We start from the raw sequence: 12254 nt of genomic DNA, 5'->3' as shown, positions 1-12254 counted from the left end.
GAGCGGCGCATATGTTAACAAAGAGACCGATTCCTGACATTGCGACAGGTAAAGGAGGGACTGCGCCTTGCAGCATATCGTAACGGAAATGATTGAGCATATGTCACATTCCCATGAGCAGCTGGCGCGCGTCTTGGAGGCGAAGCGTCATGTCGCAGTCCGGATGGCACAAATTGTGCATGCACTGCCGGATACGCACCCAAATTTCGGCGGAGTCAGTGAGCTGATGGACAATTCTCAGGTTATGACTAAGAGTGTAGTGGCCTATTTACACAGCATTGCTGAGCTGCAGGAGTCGCTTGCATTGACGATTTCGACGGTTATGAAAGAGATGGATATCGAGGACGAAGAATAAGCGGGGGAAAGGAAGCGTGCTGGTTATGAGTCGTGAAACCGCCTATATCAGAATGCTGGATGCCTCCGCTAAGCTGCAGTGGAATGTGGCGATGATTCTGGAGGCGAAGGCCGTCGAAGCGGAGAAGGTTCGCTCTTGGCTGTGCAATCATATCACACCGGATGCATTTACAGAGCATCAGGACCAATGGAAGTCGGCTATGATGGTTCACGAGCAGCTTGTCGACGTTATAGACGGACTCGCGAAGCTTAATCATGGGATGACGAACGTGCTGAAGGCAGCACTGCGCCAGGTGGATGATATGGGAATGGGGATGGGGGCGGGGCCGATGAACGGCATGGATAATATGCTGAACGGACCGTTCGATATGGGAGATAAGCGCTAATGAAATGGAGCTTGAAGGAGCGGGAGGTACGAATCGAGCTGCTTGCGTCACTCTCCCGCAGCCAGCAGGCCGTCGCTCGGATTTTGAACAGCGTCGCAGATGAAGCCGAGCGGGCATCCGGTCTGGCAGTAGCCATACAGCGCAATATGAAGCGGCTCGAGGCGATGCAGCTGACGCTTACGACAATGGTAAGCGCCATGGAGAGCAGTCAAAGCCAAAGACGATGCAGAGACGGCCGCTCTGCCAAGCCATGGTTGAGTGCAGCCGTACAGGTGGGTTCGCGTCCAATACGGGAAGGTAAAGGAGGAACCGGAAAGTGATTGCAGCGGGGATAAGCGGGAAGAAGAGCAGCAGGTTACCGATTTCACCTAAAGTCACACCGAACAAGTCTTCAAGTAAGGCAGCAGGAAGCGAGAAGAAGCAGGCAGCCTCTACAACGAAGCGCAGGCGTACAAAGCCAGGCACCGGCAAATCTTCCGTACGTAAGCAAAAGCGTGGAAGGAAGCGGGGACTAAGCAGCCCCGGCTATAATCGAGCTTTCGATAACGCCTATAATCAGGGCTATAATCTCGGCTTTGCCAAAGGCTTCGAGGATGGCCATCAGCTTGCATATGAGCAGCAAACCTAATACCGATTAAGCAGCTTGGAGGGAGTTCGGGCCAACATAGGAACGGGCTTGTACTCCCCTACGAATTGCTTAGCTCATAGGCTAGAGGAAGCAGCTGCTCCACTTCTTGTGCAGGAATGGGAAAGCTGATCAGATAGCCTTGCGCGGGGACAAGCCTGCTTGCTTCCATGTATGGATTTGATCGCACACCTGCCGTATCACCCGCTCGCCAATCGGAACAATAAGCCCTGTTTCTTCTGCAAGCGGAATAAATTCTGCCGGGGAAACAGCGCCGAACTTCGGATGCGTCTTTACATAGTTTATATCCATTGGAATCTCTGAATTGACACAGATGATACACATATCATATAGTCAAGCTAATCTAGTAGAGATGAAGGTGAATAGGCTGTCTACCTACCCGTATCACCGCATTAAAGAAGATATTCGTAAGCGCATTCATATAGGCGAGTGGCAAGGCACTTCACGTCTGCCATCCAGCCGCAACTTGGCTGAATTCTATCAATCCAGCGTGAACACGATTGAGAAGGCGGTAAAGGAGCTGTGCTTGGAAGGGCTCCTCACAAGAGACAACCGCCGAGGTACTTATCTCGCGGACGGCGGGCTGAGTTCCGTGTCGCAGGCGATGAATAGCGGGAGCGGGAGCAGATTAATCGCTGCATCTGTTATCGGTATCGATAACCCGCTCTGGGGAGCCGCCCTGCGCGGAATCGAGGATGTGCTGCAGCTGAAGGGTTATCAGCTGATGAGCAGCAGCGATAACCGCAGCCTTGATAAGCTGAAGTCGTTCGTTGAGAGCGCGATTGCAAGACAAGTTGAAGGGATAATACTGAGTCCGATTCACGGCGGGCAGGATGAGCCGCACAGTCGCCAGCTTTATGAAAGGTTAGCTTTAAGCGGCATTCCGGTCCTATTCTTGGACAGACGCATATGGGACATCGACATCCCCTTTGTGACGAGCGATAACGCTTCGGGCGCCTATTCGCTTACGAAATTGCTGCTTGCCAAGGGACATCGGCGGATTGCGTTCGTACGCAATTCGGATCTCAGCACGTTCTATGAACGACTGCTAGGCATGAGACAAGCGTATATTGAAGCGGGCATTCCTTTCGAGCCTGAATATGATTTGTGCATCCCGACCCGGTTCGAGAACTTTGAGAGCGAGTTCGAATCCTTTGTTTCTCGGCTTGCGAACGCGCTGGATAAGGTGAGATATACGGCTGTTTTTGCAGCGAATGACCAAATTGCCGAGGCTGTGCTCACCGCGCTGGAACGGCTCGGAAGGCGCGTCCCGGACGACATGTCCCTTGTTACGTATGATGCGCGGGGACTAAACGGGAGGCTCCGACTGGATATCACAGGTGCGAATCAGCCGTTCTATGATATGGGACGAAATGCTGCCCTGCAGTTATTGCATGCGGCAGAAGGCAAGCAGCCGATCGCGGTTGCCGGACATCTATGCAAAGCGGACATTCATTACGGCAGCTCGGTTTCGGATGCGAAGATTGAATAACAAGGGTGGTACTTGCTTATGAGCCTCATTCGTCTGTTTCAAGAGAAGAAATATTTGCTGCGCATATTCTTATGGATTACTAGTATTATTCTGCTTATCGTCGTATCGTTCTCCACGCTTGTCTATGTGAATGTAGAGAAGAAAGTATTCAAGAGCGAATACGAGAACAGCCAGAAGGTACTCTCGCAGATGAAATACAATATCGATTATCTCGATACGATGATTCGCAATATTACGCTCTCTACGTATGGCAGCAATGACGTGAAGGCGCTTATGTATTTGAACGATGAGGAAACGTATGAGCATTTGAATGTGATCAATAAACTAAACGCGACGATTGTGGCAAACAATCCGTTCATTCAATCCATCTACATCTATAACAATCATAAGAAATTGTATTACTCGACGTACGGTGACTTGTATCATAAGGATGCAGAGCTCGATAAGGTGCTGCAAAGCTACACGAACATTCCGGTGCTTCGGGCAATCGTGCGCAGCAGTGCGGAAGTCGCTGAGCGCGGCATAGGTGGAGCGGCGAATACGGTATTAAGCTATGTGATGTATGAGACAACGGATCGCGATAACCGGATGGATGGCGCAATTATTTTAAACATTAAGCTGGACTGGCTCGTCGATAACATTCGTGCTATTAACCGGATAGAAGCCGGCGCGCGGAGCGAACTGTATATCTTAGACAGTGACAACGCGCTGATTGAGACCGATCCGGCGAATCCGGTTCCGGTTCAGAGCTCGGGATTCGCCAATACGATTAGACAGGCATATAAGGATAAGGCGGGCAGTTTGGAAGCACAGTCTGAGCAGCCGTCAGGCTTCTTTAATCAGAGCATTGGCGGCGAGAAATATATCATTTCCTATATACGACTTGAGAAGACCGGCTGGACACTGCTAGATGCGAAGCCTTACAAAGAGGCATACGCGAACTTGAAGCAGCTGCTGGATACCATTCTGCTTATTACATTGGCGATCTTTGCCGGTGCGCTGCTGCTGACCCTGTCTGTTTCAAGAGGGATCTACAAGCCGGTCAGAAGATTGATGGAACAGACGTCCCGGGGCGGATCCGTCACTCCGGGGGCTAAGGATGAATTCTCATACTTAACCGAGGTGTATCAGAAGTCGAGGGAGCAGTTATACGAGTATCATCTGGAGAAAAACAACAACACCGGCATTATGAAGCTCTATTTTCTCAAGCGATTGCTTGTCGACAGCTTCAGTATGAGCGGCACGGCATTCGGGGAGGCGCTGCACTCGCTCCATCCTGCACTGTCACAGGAGAAGCCGTTTCTAATCTGCGTGCTGCGCATTGACAACTACAAGCTGTTTATGACGAAAAGTTTGGTCGAACGGGAGCTTCTGCGATTTGCGATTGCGAATATTACGACGGAGGTGATCAGCCGGTCATTTGCTCATCAAACGGTGGATATGAAGGATGATTCGTTCACGATTCTTCTCAATATCGATTCCATTGCGCAGGCGGCAGAGGTCAAGGTGCTGCTCGAAGAAGCCCAGCATTACATTAAAGAGCATTACAAGCTCTCCTTCTCTGTTGCCATCAGTGAGCCGATCGAAGACTATATGGCCATCGCGGCAGCATACAGCCACACCTTGACGAACAGCTCCTATCGGTATGTGCAGGGTCATATGGCGGTCATTACGCAGGCGGAAATTGATGAACAGTCGGGCAGTATCGACATGGAGCAGGTGATGGAGCTTACGGGCAAGTTCATCGAGGTCGTCAAGAAGGGCGATCCTGTGCGAACGGAAGAGAAATTCCGCGAGCTGTTCCGTCAGATCCGCAAGCTGGAGTACAGCGACATTATGCTGGTCAGCATGCAGGTGGTGCACCACTTGAAGAAAGCTGTATATGAGATGAACAGGACGCTCAAGGAACCAATCCATATTCATGCGAAGCTGCTGAATAGGGAGCTGTATGAGGAGGAGACGGCGGAGCAATTCGAGGAGCAGCTGCTCGAAGCGGTTCAGACGATGACGAGCGAGCGGAAATCGGCTGCCGAGGAGGGCAATCAGGTGGCGGCAGATACGATTAAGGCATTTATCGATTCGAATTATTTTGACTCTTCGCTGTCTGCGACTGATATATCGGGCATGATGCGGCTCTCGGCTTATAAGCTAAGTAAAATATCCAAGGAGCATTTCGGCATGTCGATACCGGAGTACATCAATCAGATTCGGCTGACGAAAGCGGTGGAGTGGATGGAGAACTCGAAGCTGAGCATTCAAGAAATTATGCGCAGAGTCGGCATCGAGAATGAAAGCTACTTCTATAAATTGTTCAAAACGAAGTTCGGCATGACGCCACGGGAGTATATCGCCGGGCGAGGGAAAGGATAGCTCGAGAATCCTCACACCATAACAAAGCCGGCCGCGAATCATCCAACCAATACCCCTTGTGGGATGCTGAGAGTCGGAAAATCCGTCTCTCAATTCCAAATCCACATTGAAATGTCGCTGAGAGTAGGGAAATCCAACTCTCAGTAACCAACCCAACCATTTTACCCCGTCTGGGGATGCTGAGAGTCGGAAAATCCGTCTCTCAGTCCCCACACCACGCTGAAATGCTGCCGAGAGTAGGGAAATCCGACTCTCAGCGATCAACCCAACCAATGTACCTCCGTTGTGGAATGTTGAGATGCAAAAAGTGCCGCCGATCCCTGTATCGGCGGCCTTTTTTTGATTTTGTACAGTGGATTTCCGGTTCATTTTAGTATCGTACAGTGCTTTTCTAACGCTGCAAAAATGAGCAGTTTCGCCGAGGACCCAAAGCGCCGTATGCTCAGAATCGTAAACAACGAAATCGCAAAACCGCACAAAGGAGGAGCACATGAGCAGAGGAATCACTTCGGCAATTAAGAAGGAATGGAAGCATTTCGCGAAAGGCAGAAGCTTATTACTGATTAGCCTGCCTGCGATCATCGTCGTCTTTATTTTCTATTACCTGCCGCTCTTTGGCATCGTGATCGCGTTTAAAGACATCAATTATGCCGACGGCATTTGGGGCAGCGCCTGGTCGGGCTTGAACAACTTTAAGTTCTTCTTCAACTCCCAGGATGCGATGCGGATCACGCGAAACACGCTCCTGTTGAATGGGGTATTCATCATCGTCGGAACGTTCTGCTCTATTATTGTAGGGCTGCTGATGGCGGAAATGAGCAGAAGGCTCGTGAAGATTTTTCAAACGATCCTGTTCTTCCCTTACTTTCTCTCGTGGGTTGTCGTCGGGTTTGTCACCTATATTCTGCTGAATCCGACCTACGGCGTCATCAATAAAGTACTGGAGCAATTTCACGGATCTGCGGTCGATTGGTATGGCAATCCGTCCTATTGGCCGCTCATTCTGACGCTGACTTATTTGTGGAAGAACGTCGGTTACACCGCCATTATTTTCTTCACCGGCCTGATCGCGATTGATTCGAGTTATTATGAAGCCGCTTCTATTGACGGGGCTTCCCGTTTTCAACAGATTCGCAACATCTCGATTCCACTTATCACGCCGCTTATCACGATGCTGACCATGTTGAACATCGGACGTATTTTCTACTCTGACTTCGGCTTGTTCTACTTCATACCGAGAGATGCAGGAATGCTCTACTCGACTACCGACGTGATGGACACGTACGTGTATCGGTCGCTGCGCGTCGTCGGGGATCTCGGAATGGCCTCAGCAGCAAGCTTGTACCAAGCTGTTGTCGGACTCATCTTAGTGCTGACAACGAATCTGCTCGTTCGAAAATACAGCAAGGACAACGCGTTGTTCTAATGGAGGTGAGCGCAAATGCACGCAGCTAGAGCGGGCAGGCTGGGCGGCAACAATGTACTGATCATTCTGGTTCTGACCCTGCTGTCGATTCTGATTATTTTTCCATTGCTGTACGTGGTATCGGTATCGCTCTCCTATGACGCCGACATCGCCAGGTACGGTTACCAGCTCATTCCGAAGCGGTTCACGTTTACCGCCTACTCTTATTTGCTTCAGAATCCGAAGCTGCTGCTGCAATCGTATTTCATTACGATTGTCGTCACGGTGGTTGGAACCGCGATCGCTCTGCTCCTTACGTCTTCGATTGCTTATGTCATGACGCGTAAGGATTACAGATACAGCAAGGCAACCACATTCTTCGTATTTTTCACGCTTCTCTTTAATGCGGGACTTGTGCCGTCCTACATGATTATGACGAATGTGCTTCATCTGCAGGATACGATTTGGGCCTTGATCCTGCCGTATGGCGTCAGCGCATGGTTCGCAATGCTGATGAAGGGCTTTATGCAGGGGCTGCCGTTTGAAATTATCGAATCTGCGAAGATCGATGGCGCTACGGAATTCGGTATTTTCGTGCGAATCATACTGCCGCTTTCGAAGCCGGCTTTGGCCACGATCGGGTTGTTCTATGCACTGGCGTTCTGGAATGATTGGTGGCTGGCCATGCTCTACATTCAGAACGAGAAGCTGATACCGCTGCAGTTCTTCCTGAACCGCATCATGACCAATATCGAGTTTCTGACTAAGAATGTGCAGGCCGGCATCAGCGTTGATCTGAGCGCGATTCCGACGGAGTCATCCCGTATGGCGATTGCAATTCTGGCTGCGGGGCCGATGCTGTTCGCCTTCCCGTTCTTCCAGAAATATTTGGTCAAAGGATTAACGGTTGGTGCGGTCAAGGGTTAAGGCTAATGAATGAGGCTCGGCTTGAAAAGTTGTACTGGATTATCGGTCCGTTCTCGGATGATAATAAATAGTAATCACAGGAGGGTTATTTCAATGAGAAGAAGAGGGTTCAAGTTCGTTACGGCTACACTGACAGCGGTTCTTTCCATTAGCATGCTGCTTAGCGGCTGCGGCAAAAGTAACACAGAGAATAATGCCAACTCGTCGTCGAATACCGGTAATACCAAGGCAGATAACACGGCTGCGGCAAACAATTCGGCAGCAAACACAGCTGCAACGGATGTTTCCAAGCTCGATCCCTACGAAATTACATGGTATTTGCCTCAAAGCGTTTTCCCGGATGCCAAGCTCGTGCAGGATGAGATGAGCAAGATTACGAAGGAGAAAATCAATGCGACGTTGAACATTCAGCTCGTCGACTGGGGCACCTACGATCAGAAGATGCAGGCGATTGCCGCTTCCGGTGAGAAAGCGGATCTGATCTTCACCTCCAACTGGACAAACGATTATTTGCAAAATGTGAATAAAGGCGCGTTCCTCGATATCACGGATCTGCTCCCGCAGTACGGACCGGACATTCTGAAACAGGTGCCGGAAGCAGCGTGGGATGCGGCAAAAGTGAAGGGCAAGCTTTATGCCATTATTAATACTCAAGTACTGGCAAGAACACCAGGCGTTCTGATTAACAAGACGTTCCTGGATAAGTATGGCTTCGCAGCAGATCAATTCAAGACGCTTCAGGATTTGACACCGTTCTTCGAGAAGGTCAAAGCCGGCGAGCCGGACAAATTCCCATTCAGTTTGAAAGGCGATACCGATGTCATGGGCAACTACGGCAGTGCGCTTGGCATTGAATATTTCTCGCAGAAAAATCCAGGTGTCGTCTATATCAACGATGACAGCACAAAGGTTGTTAATCTCTATGAAACACCTGAATTCACAAGCTTCTTGAAGCTCATGCATGAATGGTTTGAGAAAGGCATTATCCGCAAGGATGCGTCCACACTCAAAGATACGAACTCCGATGAATTGGCAGGCAAATATGTGACCTCGACCTTTACCGTTATCAATCCGGATACAGCAGCTAACCAAGCTGCAAAATTCGGCGGCGGGGATGCAGCGAACGTGGCAGCAGTAGAATTCTCCAAGCCTTATATGAGCACCGGTTCCATCATTGCGACAATGACAGCGATCTCCCGTACGTCCAAAGATCCGGCCAGAGCGATGATGTTCTACAACCTGCTCTACTCCGATCCGCAGCTGTTCAATCTGATGAGCTTCGGTATCGAAGGCACACATTACACGAAGGTCGGGGACGATCTGATTCAGAAGATCGACAACACCGGCTACTGGATGGATTCCGGCTGGGAGTATGGCAATATGTTCAACTCCTTCCGCACAAGCCCGACACAGCCGAAGTGGTTCCCTGCAGGTCCAGACAAGAATGCGGCGGCGATTCCTTCCAAGCTGCTTGGTTTCTCCTTCGACCCGAGCAATGTGAAGAGTGAGCTTGCGCAGACCGCTTCTGTCGTGGATGAGTTCTATGCCGGACTTGTAACAGGAATCGCTGATCCGGATACGACGCTTACGAAGATGAATGAGAAGTTGAAGAAGGCAGGTCTCGATAAAATTATCGCGGAAATGCAATCACAGATCGATGCCTGGAAAGCAACGAAATAATAGGTGGACATAAGATGGGGTCGGCGGTTCTTTCCGAATTGGGAAAGCAATCGACGGCTCTTTTTTTTTATGGAAAATTTACGTAATATAGCGTCGAATTAAAGAGGGAATTGCTAGATTTTGTCGAAAATGTATCGTAATCTTGAAGTGCTTGCTTGGATGACTACGATTAATAAGGAGGAACACCATGATTACTACTATCTTTAATCCTGCTATTAAACTGATGAATCGTTTGAACTACGCCCAGAAGTTTATCATTATTGGCGTCGTTCTCATCATCCCTGTCGCGTTATTGATGTACTTCTACATTTCGGAGAAGAAAGTCGGCATTGAATTCGGCAAGAAGGAATTAATCGGAAATCAGTATAATGCAGGGATGAAGAATATGCTGCGGATTGCACTCGATTTGCGAGAGCAGACGACTTCACTTCAATTGGGTGAAATCGGCAGTGAGGCTGCGATTGCGGAGAGTCAGAATTTGATGACTATGGCCATGAAGCAACAGCAAACCCTCGAAGACAAATATGGGACTAAGCTTGGTACGGAGGCTGGTTGGAAGAAGCTTCAGTCGGACTGGCAGGATTTCAAGAGCACCTTGCCTAAAGCAGGTGTAGTGGATGATAAGTATAAGAAATATGATGTGCTGGTACAGGATCATTTGGATTTAATTACACTCGTAGGGGATAATTCGAATTTGGTTTTGGATCCGGATTTGGATTCGTACTATATCATGGACATTAGCTTAGTAAAGCTTCCGTATATGACCGATTTGATCAGCTCATCCGCTGTCATTGCGAACCGAGCGATTCATGACGGTGAGATATCGCCAACTACGAAGCGGCGGTTGGATCGCAATTTGACTCAGATCGAGAGCAATCTGGCGGAGATCGAGAAAAACCTGCAGACGATTTACGCATACAATCCAAGCTTAAGGGAGGCAATGAGCCGCGTTGCAACGGAATCGGCAGCCTCTTTCAATAAATTCGTGGAGCTGATGAATGAACGGTTTATGGAGGCGGAACAGGTACCGGCAGGTGCCGGCAGTAAGGACGACCTCAGCGCTTCAGCGATATCGGCAGCATTCTCCTTGTATGAGACATCATCGAGTGTTCTGGAAGACTTGCTGCATAAGCGGGTGGATGGATTCACCTCGGAACGTCTGCAAAGCACACTCTTTATTTCGTTGCTCTTGCTGCTTGCGACGTATCTAACCATCGGATTCTGTATTTCCACGAGAAGCTCGCTTCGGCAATTGGCGGATATTTCTGAGAAGGTGGCACGGGGCGATTTGACCGTGAACAGCGAATTTACGTCGAGGGATGAGGTTGGCCAGTTCTCTCGCTCGTTTAATGATATGGTATCAAGCCTGCGCAGTGTCATTGCTCATATGAAGGAATCAGCGAATTCCGTGTCCATTGCTTCCGTCGATATTACGAAAAGCACGGATGAGATCGCCCGAGGCAGCAATGAGCAGGCCAAATCAGCACAATCGATTAACGAGTTGATGCAGGAGCTTTCCGTAGCGATCGATACGGTTGCTATCAGTGCGGAAGGTGCAGCTACGCTGTGCGGCGATACGCGAAATGTAGCGGAGGAGAGCGATCGGATCGTGCAGCGCTCGATCCAGAGCATGGATGTGCTCAGCGACAAGATGGACACGCTGCAGGCAGCGTCGTCGAAGATCGGTGAGATTATCGGTGTGATCGATGAGATTGCGCAGCAAACCAACCTGCTCGCCTTGAATGCCGCAATTGAAGCAGCTAGAGCAGGGGAGAACGGTAAAGGCTTCTCCGTTGTAGCCGAAGAGGTACGTAAGCTGGCCGAGCGAAGCAGCGAGGCGGCGAAACAGATTACCGGCATTATAGGGGAAATGCAAACCTTCACGGCGGAAAGCTCGCAAGCGGCGCTCGATTCGGTCCTGTTTGCCAAACAAACCGGTGAGTCACTGGTCCATATTACGCAGAAGGTGAGCGAGGTTACGGCGCAAGTTACCGATATAGCTGCTGCCAGCGAGGAGCAGTCTCGGCAAACAAGAGAAGTGCTGGAGGCCATCGAGAACATCGCGGCAGTCAGCGAGGAAGCTTCGGCCAGCTCCGAGCAAACGGCAAGCAGCTCGCAAAGCCTCTCCGGGCTGTCGCAGCAATTGTCCCAGTCGGCGGCGCGGTTTACGGTATAGGTTGAAAAAGCCAAGAAAGTCCCGGGAGGACTTTCTTGGCTTTTTTGTTTTTAGAGATGACGAGTATATTCCCCTCACGTCGGATGCTGAGAGAGTGCGGAAACTGAACTCTCAGCGCCAAAACCACGCCGAAAAGAAGCTGAGAGTTCCAAAAAACAACTCTCAGCAATCAAACTAACCCCAATCCCCCCGCGTCGGATGCTGAGAGTGCGAGAACTGAACTCTCAGCGCCAAAACCACGCCGAAAAGAAGCTGAGAGTTCCAAATAACGACTCTCAGCAATCAAACTAACCCAAATCCCCTCGCGTCGGATGCTGAGAGTGCGAGAACTGAACTCTCAGCGCCAAAACCACGCCGAAAAGAAGCTGAGAGTTCCGAAAAACGACTCTCAGCAATCAAACGACCCGTTCCTCCCGCGTCGGCGATTGAGCGACTTCGAGAGCGATATATCCGCTAAAGTGCGGCTAATCGACCACGATTTGCTGCTGATAGCGGTATATCCGCTAACAGCACCCAGAAAGGGCGAGTTTACTTGTATTTCGGCGATTGAGTGACTTCGAGAGCGATATATCCGCTTAAGTGCGGTTAATCGACCACGATTTGCTGCTGATAGCGGTATATCCGCTAACAGCACCCAGAAAGGGCGAGTTTACTTGTATTTCGGCGATTGAGTGACTTCGAGAGCGATATATCCGCTTAAGTGCGGTTAATCGACCACGATTTGCTGCTGATAGCGGTATATCCGCTAACAGCACCCAGAAAGGGCGAGTTTACTTGTATTTCGGCGATTGAGTGACTTCGAGAGCGATATATCCGCT

General features: G+C 50.0%; 11 protein-coding genes. 10 read left to right on the top strand and 1 reads right to left on the bottom strand.

Going from position 1 to position 12254, the window contains the following annotated elements; genetic code table 11:
- Positions 1-67 precede the first annotated feature (67 nt).
- Genes AC506A_RS29000 through AC506A_RS28985 form a run of 4 tightly spaced genes read left to right on the top strand, consistent with a single transcriptional unit; the run spans position 68 to position 1368 of the window.
- Positions 68-355, top strand: a complete 288-nt coding sequence (locus AC506A_RS29000) for a nucleoside-diphosphate sugar epimerase (RefSeq protein WP_495464496.1) — start codon at positions 68-70, stop codon at positions 353-355.
- A 25-nt stretch (positions 356-380) separates the two neighbouring features.
- Entirely contained in the window at positions 381-740 is a 360-nt protein-coding gene (locus AC506A_RS28995; protein WP_495464495.1) for an alpha-helical endospore appendage domain-containing protein, read from the top strand.
- Positions 740-1060: a hypothetical protein gene (locus AC506A_RS28990; protein WP_495464494.1), complete on the top strand. Its 321-nt coding sequence runs from the start codon at positions 740-742 to the stop codon at positions 1058-1060. The genes AC506A_RS28995 and AC506A_RS28990 overlap by 1 nt, the downstream gene beginning before the upstream one ends.
- Positions 1057-1368: a hypothetical protein gene (locus AC506A_RS28985; protein ID WP_495464493.1), complete on the top strand. Its 312-nt coding sequence runs from the start codon at positions 1057-1059 to the stop codon at positions 1366-1368. Before AC506A_RS28990 ends, AC506A_RS28985 begins: the two co-directional genes overlap by 4 nt.
- Positions 1369-1497: 129 nt before the next feature.
- Here the strand turns inward: AC506A_RS28985 and AC506A_RS28980 are convergent, their stop codons facing one another.
- Positions 1498-1677 (bottom strand): EAL domain-containing protein, encoded by a 180-nt coding sequence (locus AC506A_RS28980; protein ID WP_495464492.1) that lies wholly within the window; start codon positions 1675-1677, stop codon positions 1498-1500.
- A 67-nt stretch (positions 1678-1744) separates the two neighbouring features.
- Here AC506A_RS28980 and AC506A_RS28975 point away from each other — a divergent pair, with 67 nt between their 5' ends.
- The 6 genes from AC506A_RS28975 (at position 1745) to AC506A_RS28950 (ending at position 11436) form a co-directional block, all read left to right on the top strand.
- Positions 1745-2878: a GntR family transcriptional regulator gene (locus tag AC506A_RS28975; protein WP_495464491.1), complete on the top strand. Its 1134-nt coding sequence runs from the start codon at positions 1745-1747 to the stop codon at positions 2876-2878.
- Between the two features lie 18 nt (positions 2879-2896).
- Entirely contained in the window at positions 2897-5248 is a 2352-nt protein-coding gene (locus AC506A_RS28970; RefSeq protein ID WP_495464490.1) for an AraC family transcriptional regulator, read from the top strand.
- A gap of 490 nt (positions 5249-5738) precedes the next feature.
- Complete coding sequence (locus AC506A_RS28965; RefSeq protein ID WP_495464489.1) at positions 5739-6674, top strand: ABC transporter permease; 936 nt, start codon at positions 5739-5741, stop codon at positions 6672-6674.
- Between the two features lie 15 nt (positions 6675-6689).
- The gene (locus tag AC506A_RS28960; RefSeq protein WP_495464488.1) at positions 6690-7580 is read left to right on the top strand and encodes a carbohydrate ABC transporter permease; all 891 of its coding nucleotides are present in this window, start codon (positions 6690-6692) and stop codon (positions 7578-7580) included.
- Positions 7581-7673: 93 nt separating this feature from the next.
- Entirely contained in the window at positions 7674-9260 is a 1587-nt protein-coding gene (locus AC506A_RS28955) for a DUF3502 domain-containing protein (protein ID WP_495464487.1), read from the top strand.
- A 187-nt stretch (positions 9261-9447) separates the two neighbouring features.
- Complete coding sequence (locus AC506A_RS28950) at positions 9448-11436, top strand: methyl-accepting chemotaxis protein (protein ID WP_495464486.1); 1989 nt, start codon at positions 9448-9450, stop codon at positions 11434-11436.
- Positions 11437-12254: the final 818 nt, after the last annotated feature.

This window comes from Paenibacillus sp. N22P23, assembly GCF_059383735.1.
The sequence above is the reverse complement of the archived record's forward strand: the minus strand, read 5'-3'. Positions and strand labels throughout refer to the sequence as shown.